We start from the raw sequence: 15126 nt of genomic DNA, 5'->3' as shown, positions 1-15126 counted from the left end.
TGACCGTGACACCTCCGCGGACCTCGTCCGTGACGCGCCGCCCCGGCCGGACCCTCCGGCCGGGGCGGTTTCGTACTGTCGGGGGCGCACGCCTCGGCGCGACCGGGCGACTTCCTCCACGCAAGTGCGTCAGCCAAATGTCTCGAACCAACTGAAAGGGATGACAGGGGAGTTGGCGGGCGGGCACACTTGCGTCGAGCAAGACGCCAGCACGTCCGGTGTGGGGAGGGACGATGGCCACAGCCGGTGGACCGACCGTACGACGCCGTCAGCTCGGGTCCGAGCTGCGCAGACTGCGTGAGCACGCGGGCAAGAAGATCGAGGACGTCGCGGCGCACCTGGAATGCTCCATGTCCAAGATCAGCCGCGTGGAGACGGGACAGGCGCCCATCAAGGCACGCGACGTCCGGGACCTGCTCCAGTGGTACGGCGTCACCGACCCCGCGCAGACCGAGACGGTCATGCAGATCCACAAGGACGCCCAGCAGCAGGGCTGGTGGGCGCACTACGGGGAGGTGCTGCCCTCGGGCATGGCCACCTACGCGGGCCTGGAGTCCGACGCGCGCGCCCTGCGCTCGTACGAACCCACGTTCGTCCACGGTCTGCTCCAGACCGAGGACTACGCCCGCGCCGTGATCGCCGCCGCCCGGCCCAACGAGCCGTACGAGGTGGACCAGCTGGTGCGCTTCCGCAAGGAGCGCCAGGCGCTGCTCACCCGGGAGCCCGAACCGCTGGAGCTGTGGGTCGTGCTGGAGGAGAGCGCGCTGCGCCGCCCGGTCGGCGGCCGGGACGTCATGGCGGCCCAGCTCGCCCACCTGGCCGAGACGACGGCCCTGCCGAACGTGACCATCCAGGTCATGCCGACGGCGAAGGGCGCCCACGCGGCGCTCGCCGGGACCTTCTCCCTGCTGGAGTTCGAGCCCCGCACGCCCACCGTCGTCTACGTCAACTCGATCGCAGGAAACGTGTACCTGGAGAAGGAGCGCGACGTCCGCACCTTCATCCAGACCTTCGACCTGGTGCGGGCCGCGGCCCCAGATCCGCAGGAGACCCCCGCCACCCTGGAGAAGATCGCAAGGGAGATGTACAGCACATGAGCAGGCACGACGGACGGACGGGCCGGCAGATCGACCTGAGCGGCGCCGCGTGGCGCAGGAGCCGTCGCAGTTCCGGGAACGGCGCGTGCGTCGAGGTCGCCTTCGTCGAGGGCCTCGTCGCCGTACGGGACTCCAAGGACACCGGCGGTCCCGCGCTCGTCTTCGCCCCGGCCGAATGGACCGCGTTCCTGGACGCGGCGGGCCACGACGACGGGGGCCGTCCCTGATCCTTCGTCAGCAGGGGACCGTCGGCGGGCCGGGGCGGTGAGGGAAGTACCGGAACGTTGCCGCACGTACGAATGGAGTACGACGCGCGGCCGGCCCCTCGGCGCGTCGGGCTGCCCGTGTACCACGTTCGAACCCTCGCGCCCGTCGCGTCCGGCGCCTTCTACACCGCGGAGACCTTCTGGACCGCGGCCGGAGTCGCCGTGGCCGTCCTCATGGGAGGCGGCGCGATCTGGGCCGCGCTGCGCGCCTCCCACCCCAGGCGGCGCCTGACGTACACGACGGGCCACGACCCGCTGGTCAACCAGCTCGTCGGCGGCCGTCTGGAGATCCGCCGCAACGGCACCCTGCTGACCGACCCGCACCTGGTGCGGCTGGTGCTCACCAATCCCGGCCGGCGCGACATCCCGAGCAGCGCGTTCGACCGGGGGCAGCCCTTCCGTGTGGACCTCGCCGTGCCGTACCTCGAAATGGTCGCCGCGGAGTCGGAGCCGAGCGCGGCGCAGCCCCCGCCGGTCTCGGTGCTCGGCTCGGAGCTGAGCATCGGCCCCGGGCGGATCGGCAGCGGCACGACGATCACGTATCTGCTGCTCGTCGACACCGTCCCCTCGTACCACTGCCGGCACTCGCTGCTCGACGTCCGGGTCGAGCAGTTACCCGTGCCGCCCGCCCGGCGCGTGCCGCGCCAGCTCCCCCTCGTCAGGCCGTGACCGCGCCGCGGGGACGGCCGAAGCCGCCCGGCACGGCGGCCCCCTGACACGGGGAAAGGCACGGTCGACGGGCGGCGGACACGCGTACGGCCGAACCGCCCGCGCGGAAGGGCGACAAGCGCTGCCCGCCTGGGGGATCAGCGGTGGCGGGCCGGAACACCCCCTCATAGCTTCGGCCTATGACCAAACGACAGATGGCCTACCTCGCCTGCGCCGCGGCCGTCGTGGCATCGGGGCTGGGCGCCGCCGCCCCGTCCGCCGACCACCTGACGGTGCACCGGGTCAGCCCCGGCGAGTCGATCCAGAAGGCCGTGAACTCCGCCCGGCCGGGGGACACCGTCCTCCTCTCCCCCGGCACCTACCACGAGAGCGTCAGCGTCACGGTGTCGAACCTGACGCTGCGCGGTTCCGACGCCCGGTCCACCGTCATCGTGCCGAAGGCGGCCGACAAGAGCAGCACGTGCGCCAAGGCCGGCAACGGCATCTGCGTGACGGGCACCGAGCGCAACCCCGTCACCGGGGTCACCGTCAGGTCACTGACCCTCAGCGGCTTCGCCAAGCAGGGCCTGTGGGCGTCCGGCACCGACCGCCTGACCGTCCGGGACGTGATCTCCGAGAAGAACGGCCAGTGGGGCATCGCCCAGGAGCGGTCCGTGCGCGGGGTGTTCCGCCACAACACCGTCAGGAACAACGGCGACGCCGGACTGTTCGTGTCCAACACCGTCGACACCGAAGAGGGCGCCCGGGACACCAAGGGCACGGTGATCAGCCACAACCTGGCCTCCGGGAACCGGATCGGTGTCACGGTGCGACGGCTGCGCAACCTGAGCGTCGACCACAACGAGGCCACGGGCAACTGCACCGCGGTGTTCGTCGTCGGCGACGAGAACAAGCCGCGCGTCGGAGCCCTGAGCGTCGACCACAACTACATCCACGCCAACAACAAGTACTGCGCCAAGACCCCCCGCCTGCCCTACCTCCAGGGTTCGGGCATCGTCCTGACCGGCGCCGAGGACGCGCGCGTGACGAGGAACAGGGTCGAGGACAACGTGGGCAACTCCCCGCTGTCCGGCGGCATCGTCCTCTTCAAGAGCTTCGTCGGCGCGCAGAACCAGAACAACGTGATCCGCGACAACGTCGTGCTGCGCAACGGCGCCGCCGACCTGGCCAACCGGGACACCGGCAAGGGCAACTCCTTCCGCGGCAACCGGTGCGCTGTCTCCCAGCCCGCCGGCATGTGCTGACCGGCCCCTCCCTCACCCCCCACAGAGCACGACAGCAGAAGCGAGGCAATGGATGACCACGGTTGAGCAGGCTCCCCCACCGTCCATGCGGTTCAGGGAGCTCGTTTTCGGTGCGGCCCGCGCCGCCGCCGTCCGGGCCGCGGCCCGCCTGGGCGTGGCCGACGCCCTCGACGACAAGCCCATGAGCGTGGAGGACCTGGCGGCGGCGGTGAAGACGCAGCCCAACACGCTGCGCCGGCTGCTGCGCGCCCTGACCTGCCAGGGTGTCTTCGCGGAGCGCCCCGACGGCACCTTCGTCCACACGGAGATGTCCCGGCTGCTGCGCGAGGACGACCCGCAGAGCCTGCGGTACATCGCCCTGTGGTGCACCGAGCCCTGGACGTGGAACGTCTGGCCGAAGCTCGACGAGGCGGTCCGCTCCGGCCACAACGTCTTCGAGGACGTGTACGGCAAGGAGTTCTTCGACTACCTCAACAACGACGCCCCCGAGTCGGCGCACGTGTTCAACCGGGCCATGACGACGTCCAGCGAGCAGTCGGCACGCGACGTCGCCGCCCTGCTCGACCTGAGCGGCGTGTCCTCGGTCGCGGACATCGGCGGCGGCCAGGGCCAGGTCGTGGCCAGCCTGCTGGAGAAGCACCCCTCGATGCACGGCACGCTGCTCGACCTGCCCGGGGTGGTGGAGAACGCCGACCCGCGCCTGCGCGACGGAGGCCCGCTCGCCAACCGGGTGCGCATCGTGGCCGGCGACTGCCGCAAGGACATCCCGGTCCAGGCGGACGTCTACATCATCAAGAACATCCTGGAGTGGGACGACAACAGCACCCGCAGGGCGCTGGCGAACGTCCGGAAGGCGGCCCGGCCCGGTGCCCGTGTCGTCGTCATCGAGAACCTCGTGGACGACACCCCGTCGATGGGGTTCACCACGGCCATGGACCTGCTGCTGCTGCTCAACGTGGGCGGCGCGAAGCACACCCGGCAGAGCATGGTCGACAGGCTGACGGACGCCGGCCTGGTCATCGGTGAGATCCGCCCGGTCAACCCGTATCTGCACGCCTTCGAGTGCACCACCCCCGCCTGATCCTCCCCGGTCGATCCCGGTAGACCCGAGGCCGCCGGTTCCGCTTCGTCGCGGAGCCGGCGGCCTCGGGTCTGTCGCTGCGTCGGGTCAGGTGGAGGCGGGCTCCCGCTCCCAGCGGTAGAAGCACTGCGCCATGGCGTCCTTGGGGCTGCGCCATGTCTGCGGGTCGTACGCGCTGACGTACGCCGACAGCTGCTCGCTGATGCTGCGGAACTCGGGGTGCCCGGCCACCTTCGCGATGGCCGGCGCGGGGTCCTGCTCCGACTCGATGAGGTGCAGGTACACATCACCGAACTGGAAGAGGCTGCGCCGGTCGACGCCGATCAGGTGCGGGAGCTCACCGCGGTCGGAGGCGGCGAACACGTCGGCGATCGCGGGCGCCGAGCCGGGCGCCATGCGGGCGACGATCAGGGCGTGGTGCATCAGGGGTCGTCCTTCCTCGTCCTGTGGTCAGCGGGGCATGGCGGGCGCGCTCTGACGTTCGCGCGCCGCCTTTTCGATCTTGTCGCGGATGAGAGCCATCTGCGTGACGGAGTTGCGGTTGATGTTGTCCGTCATCCAGTCGTCGTCGACCGGAGCGTCGGGCTTCATCGCGAAGTCCTGCACCCAGTGCATGTGGACGCCGTCGGCGGTCTCCTTGTACTCCCACCGGATGTTCATGTGGGCGAAGGGGCCCGTCTCGACGCGCCGCGCCCGCACCGTCCGGTCGGCGCGGTCCACGGTGCGCTCCGACACCCAGCTCCAGACCGTGCCGTTCTCGTCCGGGTGCATGGTCAGACGGAAGGTCGTCGAGTCGCCCTCGCGGGAGAGGACGTCGACGGACGCGTACTCGCTGAACAGGCGGGGCCAGTTCTCGATGTCGTTGGTCATGTCCCAGACCAGGTCGAGAGGGGCGTCGATGGTGATGCTGTTCTCGGTGTGTCCGGCCACTTCAGGCTCCAGTCTTGAGGGTGGTGTTCACAAGGTCGAGGAACTCACGCGGCGTCCTGCAGCGCTCCGCGTCGACGGGCAGCGGCCGGCTGTACTGGTTCTCCAGTTCGCCGACGATGCCCAGCAGGCCGAGCGAGTCGAGTCCGAGGGTGCCGAACGGCGAGTCGGACGACTTCGCGAGCTCCATGGGGTCGACGGTGACACCGGCCGCCTTCTTCATCAGCGTGGCCAGTTCGCCGACAGTCACTTCGATGATCATGTCTGTTCTCCCTTCCCGCCCGGTCCTACCGGGCGGAGTCGCCGCCGCGGCGCACGACCAGCGCCGCGTTGGAGCCCATGAGTCCCCGGGAGAGGACCAGGGCCGTGTGCAGCTCGGCGGGGCGAGCCTTGGAGGTCACCAGGTCGAGGTCGTGGCAGATGTCGAACACGTTCGGGGTGGGCGGTACCTGACCGTGTTCCATGGCGAGCACCGCCGCCGCCGTGTCCAGGACGGGTGCCGCGCAGTAGCTGCGCCCGATCCCGGTCTTGGGGGCCGTGACGGGCACGCGGGTACCGTGCGCGCCCAGCGCGTCGGCGATGGCCAGCGCCTCGGCACGGTCCGCCTCGGGTACGCCGAAGGCGTCGGCGAAGACGACGTCGATCTCCTCCGGCGCGCAGCCCGCTTCGTCGAGGGCGACCCGGATCGCCTGCGCGAGTCCCTCGCGGGACTTGTCCCAGCGGGAGGCGCCGGTGAAGGTGGCGCCGTGTCCCGCCACGGTGGCCCGGACGGGCGTGCCGCGCTCGCGGGCGTGCTCCTCGTCCTCCACGACGAGGATGGCGCCGCCCTCCGCGGGTACGAAACCGCAGGCATCCGAGGTGAAGGGCCGGTAGGCCCGCTCGGGGTCCTCCACGGTGCTGAGCTCGGGGTAGCCGAGCTGGCAGACCATCGAGTAGGGGGCGAGGGGCGCCTCCGCGGCTCCGACGACCACCGCGTCCGTGCCGCGCCTCACGACGCGGGCCGCGAGTGCGATGGAGTCCAGGCCGCCGGCCTCGTCGCTGGCGACCACACCGCAGGGACCCTTGAAGCCGCTGCGGATGGAGATCTGGCCGGTGCTCGCGGCGTAGAACCAGGCGATGGACTGGTACGGGCCGACGAAGCGGGAGCCCTGTCCCCACAGCTTCTGGAGTTCCCGCTGACCGAACTCGCCGCCGCCGGACCCGGCCGCGGTGACCACGCCGATCGAGTAGGGCTCCGCGGTGTCTCCCTTACCGAGCCCGGCGTCCTCGAGGGCGAGGGCGGCCGCGGCCATCGCGAAGTGGCTGAACCGGTCGGTCTGGACGAGGAACCGCTCCTCGATGAGGGCCGCGGCGTCGAACGTCCGGACCTCGCCCGCGACGCGGAGCGGAAGGTGCCCGCATCCCTCACGGGTGATCCGGTCGATCACGCCGAGCCCTTCCCTGACGGACTTCCAGTAGGCTTCGGCGCTCAGGCCGTTGGGCGCGATCACACCGATGCCGGTGATGGCCGCACCCCGGGGGCGCTCAGTGCTCATCTTGTCCTCCCGCTCCTCCCGCCCGGCCCGGTCAGGAGCACCGCGGACTGGAAGCCGCCGAATCCGCTGCCCACGGAGAGCACGTTGTTCAGCTTCCGCGGACGTGCGTTGCGCGGCACGTAGTCCAGATCGCACTCGGGGTCGGGGGTCTCGTAGTTCGCCGTCGGCGGCACCACCTGGTTCTTCAGTGCCAGGACGCAGGCGACCACCTCGATCGCGCCGATCGCGCCGAGCGAGTGCCCCACCATGGATTTGATGGAGCTCATGGGCGTGTCGTAGGCGTGGGCACCCAGGGACCGCTTGACCGCCGCGGTCTCGTGCCGGTCGTTCTGCCGGGTGCCGGAACCGTGCGCGTTGACGTAGTCGATCAGGGTGGGGTCGAGACGGGCCTGGTCGAGCGTGGTGTCGATCGCCCGGGCCATCTCCAGTCCCTCGCTGGTCAGACCGGTCATGTGGTAGGCGTTGCCGTAGGTGGCGTAGCCGCTTATCTCGCAGTAGATGTGCGCGCCGCGGGCACGGGCGTGCCCGTACTCCTCCAGGACGAGGACGGCGCCGCCCTCACCCATGACGAAGCCGTTGCGGTGCGCGTCGAAGGGCCGGGAGGCGTGCTCCGGGTCGTCGTTGTTCGGCGACGTCGCCTTGATGGCGTCGAAGCAGGCCATGGTGATCGGGGATATCGGGGAGTCGGACGCGCCGGCTATGCAGACGTCCGCACGGCCCTCCTCGATGGTGTGGAAGGCGTAGCCGACCGCGTCGAGTCCGGACGTGCATCCGGTGGAGACGGTCTGGACGGGCCCCTGGGCACCGAACTGCTCGGCCACGACGGAGGCGAGCGTGCTGGGCGAGAACGCCTTGTGCAGCTGCGGCTCGGCCGTGCGGTGGTCCACGTCCCACCGTCGGCCCCGCTCGCTGACCAGCACGTAGTCGTGTTCCAGGCGGGTGGTGCCGCCGACGGCGCTGCCCAGTGAGACGCCTACGCGCCAGGGGTTCTCCTGGCCGGTGTCGAGTCCGGAGTCGCGTACGGCTTCCCGGGCGGCGACCACGGCGAACTGTATGTACCGGTCGGCGTGGTCTCGCAGGTCGGGGTCGAAGCCCTGCTCGAGCGGGTCGAAGTCGCATTCGGCGGCTATGCGCGAGCGCAGACCCGCCGGATCGAACAGCGTGATGCCGCGGGTCGCGGTGCGGCCGTTGGCGAGGAGGTCCCAGAACGCCGTCGCTCCGGTGCCGCCCGGAGCGACCACACCGATACCGGTGACGGCCACCCGCCGGGTCACTTTATGGCCCCACTTCGCTCGGACGGCCGTCCGTTGTCTGGCGCGGACAGGTCCGCTCCGGCGGTGGCCATCGCGCGGCCGGACACGGCGTCGTCGGTCTCTTCCGTGTCGACGTGGCCGAGGCTCGGACGGGGAGCGAGCGGGCCCAGGTGGAAGACCATGCGGGCTTCGGTGTCGCCGACGTTGCGGAAGCGGTGCCGCATGTTGATCGGGATCAGGAGGCCCTGCTCGGGCTGCAGCGCGAACGCCTCGTCGTCCAGGTCCACCTCCAGCTTGCCGTTGACGACGTACACGAACTCCTCGGAGTACGGGTGGTAGTGCTCGCCGATGCGCTCACCGGGCTGGATGATGGCCAGCCCCATGAAGCCGCTGGTGGAGCCGGCGGTGGCGGGCGTGAGCATGGCCCGGATGTCGCCGCCGCGCCTGGTGTTGGGTTCTGTCTCGCTCAGGTCCACGATGCGTGGATGCTTCTTGATCATGGTTCTTCCCTCCGGTGTTGCAGTGACGGACGGGTGGGGCGGCCCCGGTGCGGGGCCGCCTTTGTCCGTCAGGAGTCGGCCGAGCTGCGGTCGGTGATGGGCAGCATGTCGGCGTGCGACAGGAGGCGGTTGATGTTGCGTTCCGTCTCCAGGGAGCCCTCGACGCCGATGGCCGCACCGTCGAGGAGTCGCTCCAGCTCCGCCGCCTTCTTCTGGCCCTTGAGGCCGAGGGAGGCGACGGGGTCGGCGTCGAAGTCGCCCACGACGTCGATCAGACGGACGACGATGTCGTCCCGCTGGAACACGGTGCTGCCGTACACGGGGCTCTTCGGGTCGTCCGCCGCCGCCTCGTCCTGGTGGGCGAGGAGCCGGGCGAGGTCCATCCCGCAGCCCCGCTTGGCCGGGTAGAACAGCGCGTGGCGCCGCAGATCGGCCGGGGCCGGCCCGCCGGACACCACGTGGTGCACCGCGGGGAGCGCCGCCCGGGTGAAGAAGACCCGCGCCGAGTCGTCGTCGGTCAGGTCCCGCTCCTGCTCCAGGTACGGGTTGATGGCCTCCTCGACCGCCCGTACCTCCGGCTGCCGCGCCACGTGACGCAGGGCCACGAGCAGGTCGCCCTCGACCTCCACGGCACGCACGACACGGTTGCCGTGCATGAACAGAGAGGTACGGCGCAACCGGGTGGTGTCGTCGACCCGTGCCTCGGGGGACTGGTATCCGGCGAGGATCTCGGCGACCTTCGACTCCGAACCGGGCTTCACGGTGAAAGTGAGGGCGTGGCGTGCCACACCGTCACCCACGCGGGCCTCCACCTGCATGTCCGACCTGCCCGTCGTCGCCTCGTGCGGCTGGCTCGGGCTGGTCTCCCGAAGAATGCTGTAGCGCATCGAACGGGTGTCCCGAACGCAGTTGTGCATCGGCCGTACGGTCTCGACGTGCTCCTCGCTGTTCACCCAGGCGAGGAAGGGCGGGGCGCTCTCCCACTCACTGGTGATGAGCCACTGCGAGGGGTTCTCGATCGACTGGCAGAGCTGGTCGCTGATGTGGCCGGGGACCGAAGCGACCTGGTTGCGCATGTGCTCGTACGCGTCCAGGAATTGCTGCTGGGCACCTTCGTACAGGTCCAGCAGCAGGATCACCCGAAGCCTGGAGCCGTCGAACGCCGACTGCGATATGCGTCCCGAAGTGGTCATCCGGCACACCTCTTCTCTTCTTTCACGATTGGTCAGGAACGACCGCCGTACCCGAAAGGCCGGGGTCGCCATGAGCCGATCGTTAGTGGGAGTCCCGAAGTGCGCGAGCCCCACGGTGCGGACGAGTGAACCGCGTGTCATCCGGGTGCCCCGACCGCGCGAACGGGCCCGCACAGGGCATGGAACCTGCATCCCCATCCCTGACTCGTGTCGCAGGTGACACTGGAGGCGATCAATGAACCGATTGGAAGAGGCCGGCGAGGTCGGTCACCACACGCCCGTCCTCATCGTCGGCGGATCCCTTGTGGGGCTGTCCACCTCGTTGTTCCTGGGGCGTCTGGGTGTGCCGCACACCCTTGTCGAGCGCCATTCGGGGACGTCGATCCATCCCCGCGGGCGCGGCAACAACGTGCGCACGATGGAGCTGTTCCGGGTGGCCGGGGTGCAGCGGCGCATCGAGGAGGCCGCGTCGATCCTGGCGGAGAACCACGGCATCATGCAGACCCCGAGCCTGGTGGGCGATGCCGGTGAGTGGCTGTTCAAGCAGATCGACCCGGGTGGCGGCCTCGCCCGCTTCAGCCCCGCGGCGTGGTGCCTGTGCAGCCAGAACGACCTCGAGCCGGTGTTGCTGCGCAGTGCCCGGGAGCTGGGCGGAGACCTGCGCTACTCCACGGAGTTGATGTCGTTCGAGCAGGACGCGGACGGGGTCACCGCCCGGGTGAAGAGCCGCGAGTCGGGCGAGCACACGACCATCCGCGCGGACTATCTCGTCGCCGCGGACGGTCCGCGCAGCCCGATCCGGGAGAGCCTGGGCATCGGGCACACCGGCCCGGGTGACCTGTTCCACAACGTGAGCGTCACCTTCACCTCGCGCCGCCTCGCGGACTTCGTCGGCGACCGGCGCTTCATCGTGTGCTACCTGACCAGCGAGAACGCCGACGGCGCTCTGCTTCCGGTCGACAACAAGGAGCACTGGGTCTTCCACGCTCCCTGGCACCCCGAACACGGCGAGACGCTGGAGGAGTTCACCGACGAGCGGTGCGCGGACCACATCAGGCGGGCCGTGGGCGTACCGGACCTCGATGTGGAGATCACCGGCAGGGCCGCCTGGCACGCGGCCGAGCGGGTCGCCGAACGGTACGGGGAGGGGCGGGTGTTCCTCGCGGGCGACTCGGCCCACGAGATGTCCCCGACCGGCGCCTTCGGCTCGAACACCGGTATCCAGGACGCCCACAACCTGGCCTGGAAGCTGGCCGCGGTACTGGGCGGCTGGGCCGGTCCCGAGCTGCTCACGTCCTACGACGCCGAACGCCGTCCGGTCGCGCAGGCGACGAGCGCGCGGGCCTCGTCCCGTTCGGTCGAGCACAGCCACCCCGGCTACACGCCCGAGCCCGGAGTCGGCGGCCCCGCGGGCCCGGGTGGTCCCGGTGCGCCCTCCGGCCAGGGCGGACCTGGCGGACCTGGCGCGGCTGCCGGCCGTGGTCCGGGACGACCGGGCGGGCCTGGCGGGCCTGGCGGACCCGGCGGCCCCGGTGCGGCTGCCGGCCGTGGTCCGGGGGGACCGGGCGGTCCCGGTGGACCCGGTGGACCCGGTGGACCCGGCGGACCCGGCGGACCCGGCGGACCCGGTGGACCCGGTGGACCCGGTGGACCCGGTGGCGGGATCCTCAACGTGGCGCTGGCCTACCGGTACCCGCGAGGCGCGGTCCTCGGTGCCGACCCGGCGCTGCCGATCGTGCCCGAGGGCATGCGTCTGAACGGCGAGCCCGGCAGCCGCGCGCCCCACATGTGGCTCGACAGCTCCGGTGCGAGGGTCTCCACCCTCGACCTGTACGAGCGGACGCCGGTGCTGCTGAGCGCGGCGGGCGGCGCCTGCGACTGGCACGCCGCGGCGAAGGAGGTCGCACGGCGGATGTCCGTGCCGCTCGAGTCGTACCGGGTCGGCGCGGGCCGCGACGCGGAGCTGATCCCGGAGGGCGACGCCGACTGGGCCGCGGTCCATGGCGTCACCGCGGACGGTGCGGTGCTGGTCCGTCCGGACGGATTCGTCGCCTGGCGCTCGGAAGGAGCGGTGGCGGATCCCGCGACGGCACTGCGTGAGGTTCTCGCGGCGGTCCTGGACCGCCGCTGACCCTCGGTCACGCCCTGCGGCGTGACAAGGAACGGGAGGCCGTGCCGGAGCAGTCCGGCACGGCCTCCCGTGTACGGCCGTGCTTGTACGGCCTCCCGTGTACGGCCGTGCTTGTACGGCCTCCCGTGTACGGCCGTGCTTGTACGGCCTCACGTGTACGGCCGTGCTTGTGCGGCCTCCGCCTCCCGTGGTCAGCGCAGGTCGGCGCGTGCCGGGCTGTCGTCGAGGAAGCCGCCCGACTGGTGCTGCCAGAGCTTCGCGTAGGCGCCCTCGGAGGCGAGCAGCTCCTGGTGGGTGCCCTGCTCCACGATCCGCCCCCGGTCCAGGACGACGAGCCGGTCCATCGCGGCGACCGTGCTCAGCCGGTGCGCCACCACGAGCGTGGTCCGCCCCTCCATGAGCCGCCACAGCGCCTCCTGCACGAGGATCTCGCTCTCCGAGTCCAGTGCGCTGGTCGCCTCGTCGAGCAGCAGGATCGGGGCGTCGCGCAGGATCGCCCTGGCGAGGGCGACCCGCTGGCGCTGGCCCCCGGACAGCTTGACGCCGCGCTCACCCACCATCGTGTCGAAGCCGTCCGGCAGCGCGTCGGCGAACTCCGTCACATGGGCCGCCTCGGCCGCGCGGCGCATCTCGGCGTCGGTGGCGTCGGGGCGGGCGAACACGATGTTGTCCCGCAGCGTGCGGTGGAACATCGCCGGGTCCTGCGGCACATAGGCGATCAGGCTCCGCAGGTCGGCCTGGCGCAGTCTGCTGATGTCCTGACCACCGATCAGGATCCGTCCGCCGTCGATGTCGGTCATCCGCAGCAGCAGCCGGGTGAGCGTGGTCTTCCCGCCGCCGGAGCGGCCGACGAGGCCGATCTTCGCCCCGCTGTGCACGGCCAGGTCGAGGTCGGCGAAGAGCGGCTCCGCACCCGCGTGGGCGAACGTCACCTTCTCGAAGCGGACGTCCGAGGCCCGGGACGTCAGCGGTTCCGGCGTCGCCGGGTCGAGCACGGTGGGCGGTGTCAGCAGCAGTGCGGTGAACTGCGCGGCCTCCGTCATCGAGCTCTCCAGGCGGCGGTAGATCTGGTTGAACTCGAACATGATCCGCGTCGCGTTCGTGTAGTACGTGAAGGCGACGACGACGGTCTCCACGCCCTGTCCGCTGCCGCTGAGCGTGACCGCGAGCAGCAGACCCAGCGCATTGGTCAGCACGGACATCGGCGCGACGAACGTGTCGATGCGCAGGTTGCCGTAGTCCCACGACCGCAGGGTGAGCCGCCGTGACGTCGCGACGCGGGAGCGGTGCTCGGCGGCCTCGCGCTCCTCGGCCGCGAAGGCGCGGACCGTGTCCATGTTCATCAGGCTGTCGGCGACATGGCCGGACACCCGGGCGATCGCCTCCTCGCGCTGGTCGACGAGAGACTGCCGGCGGCGGATGAGGGGCGCTGCGCACAGAGCGGTCAGCGCGATCATCAGCAGGAGCCCGACGACGAGCAGCGGTTCGTAGCGCCAGAGCACGACCGACCCGAACAGCAGGGGCACGAACCTGCCCACCACCTGGAAGGTCATGGTGTCGACGAACTCCTCGAAGCGGGAGGCGAAGCTCAGGACCCGCTTGGTCAGCGCCCCGGCGAAGTTGTCGTGGAAGAACGCGGCGTCCTTGGCGAACAGCTCGTCCATGCCGATCACGTAGAGCCGCTCGACGCCGTGGGCGGCGAGACGGTTCAGGCAGTGCAGTCCGATGCGCCAGAACGTCTCGGCGAGCAGCAGCACTCCGGCGAAGCCGAGGACGTAGGGCAGTGTGGAGCCGAAGCCGGTGTCGGCGTCGTCGGCGATCCGGCCGACGAGCTTCGCGACGACCAGCGGCGCCACGTAGTTGATGCCGATGTTGCCGAGCGCCGGCAGCAGCATGGCGGGGAGCGTCAGCGGCCGGAGCCGGGCCAACTCCCGTCCGTAGTAGCGAAGGGCGAGGAGCACCGAGCCCCTACCCGGGGAGACCTCGCGCGATTCAGGCGATCCCATCCCAACCCTGTGTCGTCGTGTGGCAGCCCGCCACGGGAGCTCCCGCGGAGCTGCGGTCGCCTGGGGAGTGCCCGTGCGGAACTGCGGTCCGGGTGAGCGCCCCTGCCGGGGCGCCCTCCGACCGGCGGGCACGTCGACGGACCCCCACGAGGCTCTCGGGGACGGCGATGTGCGCGTACAGGCAGGTCGGACATCGCATTTTCCCGCGAGGGCACCTGGCCGGGCCAAGCATTTTTCTCGGCCATCGGCACCTCGCCCTCCGGTGCGTCCACGGGTGGACCGGGGCAGCTCCGTGGATGTCCCGTGTGTCCGGCCGTCAGCAGTGCGCCGGACGGGGCGATCGCGACGGGTTCGGGCGGTGCGGAGGCAAGGCCGACGCCAGGCCGGATGACGACGTGCGAAGGGCCCCCGCGGACTTCCGCCCGCGAAGGCCCTTCATGCTGTCGGGACGACAGGATTTGAACCTGCGACCCCTTGACCCCCAGTCAAGTGCGCTACCAAGCTGCGCCACGTCCCGATGCGTCCCACCCGGGCTGCCCCGGGTGATCGTGCAGGTAAACCCTACCGCACGTGCGTGGATGGCCGTGCACACGTCGTGACGGCCGCCTCCGCCGGTCCGGGGCGCGGAACCGTGCGGGCGGGGGGCGGTCAGTCCCCGCCGTGCAGGTCGGCGGCCGCGGCCCGCAGTGCGTCGGCCAGGCGTGCCGCCGGTTCCGGCAGGGGGCGCGGGAGGCGGGCCAGGACGAGTCGGCGCCGCTCCTCTGGGCCCCCGTGCACCGTCACGATCCGGACGCCGGGCGGGGCGGCCGGAGCCAGTGCGGCGGGCACGGTGGTCAGGCCGCAGCCGGCCGCGACGAGGTGCAGCTTGGCCAGCCAGTCACGGGCGGTGTGCGCGATCTCGGGGCGTTCGTCCAGGCCGGGCCAGACGCCCATGAGTTTCTCCTCACCGGCGGACGGGCCGGCGATCCAGCGCTGTCCGCGCAGGTCGGCGACGTCGACGTGGTCGCTCGCGGCGAGCGGGTGGTTGACGGGCACCGCGAGCCGCAGACTGCGTTCGGTGAGCGTGCGCAGGACCAGCGGGGGCGTCTCCGTGTCGAAGGGGCGGAACGGCGGTGCGGAGGCGAGCAGCGCCAGGTCCAGGGTGCCGGCCCGCAGCGCCCGGACCAGGACGGGGGTGGCGCCCTCCCGGGTGGTGACCGTGATCGCCGGGTGGCTGCGGCGCAG

The 15126-nt window shown here is 71.1% G+C and carries 15 protein-coding genes and 1 tRNA gene; 6 read left to right on the top strand and 10 right to left on the bottom strand.

Features of this window, described 5'->3' with window-relative positions; genetic code table 11:
• The first annotated feature begins 233 nt into the window (after positions 1–233).
• The 5 genes from BKI49_RS32915 to BKI49_RS32895 all read left to right on the top strand — a co-directional run bounded on the left by BKI49_RS32915 (position 234) and on the right by BKI49_RS32895 (position 4357).
• Positions 234–1097 carry a helix-turn-helix domain-containing protein gene (locus BKI49_RS32915; RefSeq protein WP_095937960.1) on the top strand — a complete coding sequence of 288 codons (864 nt, stop codon included), beginning with the start codon at positions 234–236 and terminating at the stop codon, positions 1095–1097.
• Positions 1094–1324, top strand: a complete 231-nt coding sequence (locus BKI49_RS32910) for a DUF397 domain-containing protein (protein ID WP_095937959.1) — start codon at positions 1094–1096, stop codon at positions 1322–1324. The genes BKI49_RS32915 and BKI49_RS32910 overlap by 4 nt, the downstream gene beginning before the upstream one ends.
• A 117-nt stretch (positions 1325–1441) precedes the next feature.
• Positions 1442–2032, top strand: coding sequence for a hypothetical protein (locus BKI49_RS32905; protein ID WP_143658543.1), 591 nt, complete (start codon positions 1442–1444; stop codon positions 2030–2032).
• Between the two features lie 179 nt (positions 2033–2211).
• Positions 2212–3276, top strand: a complete 1065-nt coding sequence (locus tag BKI49_RS32900; RefSeq protein ID WP_095937957.1) for a right-handed parallel beta-helix repeat-containing protein — start codon at positions 2212–2214, stop codon at positions 3274–3276.
• A 52-nt stretch (positions 3277–3328) separates the two neighbouring features.
• Positions 3329–4357, top strand: a complete 1029-nt coding sequence (locus tag BKI49_RS32895; protein ID WP_095937956.1) for a methyltransferase — start codon at positions 3329–3331, stop codon at positions 4355–4357.
• A gap of 87 nt (positions 4358–4444) precedes the next feature.
• On the opposite strand, the gene BKI49_RS32890 is transcribed toward BKI49_RS32895, so the two are convergent.
• The 7 genes from BKI49_RS32890 to BKI49_RS32860 form a co-directional block, all read right to left on the bottom strand.
• A complete protein-coding gene (locus BKI49_RS32890) occupies positions 4445–4780 on the bottom strand; it encodes a TcmI family type II polyketide cyclase (RefSeq protein ID WP_095937955.1) in 336 nt (111 codons plus the stop codon).
• A gap of 27 nt (positions 4781–4807) precedes the next feature.
• Positions 4808–5287, bottom strand: a complete 480-nt coding sequence (locus BKI49_RS32885; protein ID WP_095937954.1) for an SRPBCC family protein — start codon at positions 5285–5287, stop codon at positions 4808–4810.
• Position 5288: 1 nt separating this feature from the next.
• Complete coding sequence (locus tag BKI49_RS32880) at positions 5289–5546, bottom strand: phosphopantetheine-binding protein (RefSeq protein WP_095937953.1); 258 nt, start codon at positions 5544–5546, stop codon at positions 5289–5291.
• 25 nt (positions 5547–5571) lie between these two features.
• Positions 5572–6819, bottom strand: a complete 1248-nt coding sequence (locus BKI49_RS32875; protein WP_095937952.1) for a ketosynthase chain-length factor — start codon at positions 6817–6819, stop codon at positions 5572–5574.
• Positions 6816–8093: a beta-ketoacyl-[acyl-carrier-protein] synthase family protein gene (locus BKI49_RS32870; RefSeq protein ID WP_095937951.1), complete on the bottom strand. Its 1278-nt coding sequence runs from the start codon at positions 8091–8093 to the stop codon at positions 6816–6818. The genes BKI49_RS32875 and BKI49_RS32870 overlap by 4 nt, the downstream gene beginning before the upstream one ends.
• The gene (locus BKI49_RS32865; RefSeq protein ID WP_095937950.1) at positions 8090–8572 is read right to left on the bottom strand and encodes a cupin domain-containing protein; all 483 of its coding nucleotides are present in this window, start codon (positions 8570–8572) and stop codon (positions 8090–8092) included. The genes BKI49_RS32870 and BKI49_RS32865 overlap by 4 nt, the downstream gene beginning before the upstream one ends.
• Positions 8573–8640: 68 nt before the next feature.
• Positions 8641–9765, bottom strand: coding sequence for a SchA/CurD-like domain-containing protein (locus BKI49_RS32860; RefSeq protein WP_095937949.1), 1125 nt, complete (start codon positions 9763–9765; stop codon positions 8641–8643).
• A 235-nt stretch (positions 9766–10000) separates the two neighbouring features.
• On the opposite strand from BKI49_RS32860, the gene BKI49_RS32855 reads away from it, so the two are divergent.
• Complete coding sequence (locus tag BKI49_RS32855) at positions 10001–11896, top strand: FAD-dependent oxidoreductase (protein WP_095937948.1); 1896 nt, start codon at positions 10001–10003, stop codon at positions 11894–11896.
• 191 nt (positions 11897–12087) lie between these two features.
• Here the strand turns inward: BKI49_RS32855 and BKI49_RS32850 are convergent, their stop codons facing one another.
• From BKI49_RS32850 to BKI49_RS32840, 3 genes are all read right to left on the bottom strand, one after another.
• Positions 12088–13902 (bottom strand): ABC transporter ATP-binding protein, encoded by a 1815-nt coding sequence (locus BKI49_RS32850; protein ID WP_095937947.1) that lies wholly within the window; start codon positions 13900–13902, stop codon positions 12088–12090.
• A gap of 443 nt (positions 13903–14345) precedes the next feature.
• Positions 14346–14419 (bottom strand) — tRNA-Pro (locus BKI49_RS32845).
• Positions 14420–14550: 131 nt separating this feature from the next.
• The coding region (locus BKI49_RS32840; RefSeq protein ID WP_257005052.1) for a LysR substrate-binding domain-containing protein at positions 14551–15126 on the bottom strand (576 nt) is incomplete at its 5' end.

Origin of the sequence: Streptomyces sp. Tue6028 (assembly GCF_002300165.1) — a bacterium.
GTDB lineage: Bacteria > Actinomycetota > Actinomycetes > Streptomycetales > Streptomycetaceae > Streptomyces > Streptomyces siamensis.
Note: the sequence above shows the minus strand (reverse complement) of the source record. Positions and strands in the feature narration are given on the sequence as shown.

Coding starts and splice junctions, on each gene's coding strand:
- BKI49_RS32915 (WP_095937960.1), top strand. CDS start 234: ATGGCCACAGCCGGTGGACCGACCGTACGACGCCGTCAGCTCGGGTCC.
- BKI49_RS32910 (WP_095937959.1), top strand. CDS start 1,094: ATGAGCAGGCACGACGGACGGACGGGCCGGCAGATCGACCTGAGCGGC.
- BKI49_RS32900 (WP_095937957.1), top strand. CDS start 2,212: ATGACCAAACGACAGATGGCCTACCTCGCCTGCGCCGCGGCCGTCGTG.
- BKI49_RS32895 (WP_095937956.1), top strand. CDS start 3,329: ATGACCACGGTTGAGCAGGCTCCCCCACCGTCCATGCGGTTCAGGGAG.
- BKI49_RS32890 (WP_095937955.1), bottom strand. CDS start 4,780: ATGCACCACGCCCTGATCGTCGCCCGCATGGCGCCCGGCTCGGCGCCC.
- BKI49_RS32880 (WP_095937953.1), bottom strand. CDS start 5,546: ATGATCATCGAAGTGACTGTCGGCGAACTGGCCACGCTGATGAAGAAG.
- BKI49_RS32875 (WP_095937952.1), bottom strand. CDS start 6,819: ATGAGCACTGAGCGCCCCCGGGGTGCGGCCATCACCGGCATCGGTGTG.
- BKI49_RS32865 (WP_095937950.1), bottom strand. CDS start 8,572: ATGATCAAGAAGCATCCACGCATCGTGGACCTGAGCGAGACAGAACCC.
- BKI49_RS32860 (WP_095937949.1), bottom strand. CDS start 9,765: ATGACCACTTCGGGACGCATATCGCAGTCGGCGTTCGACGGCTCCAGG.
- BKI49_RS32855 (WP_095937948.1), top strand. CDS start 10,001: ATGAACCGATTGGAAGAGGCCGGCGAGGTCGGTCACCACACGCCCGTC.
- BKI49_RS32850 (WP_095937947.1), bottom strand. CDS start 13,902: ATGGGATCGCCTGAATCGCGCGAGGTCTCCCCGGGTAGGGGCTCGGTG.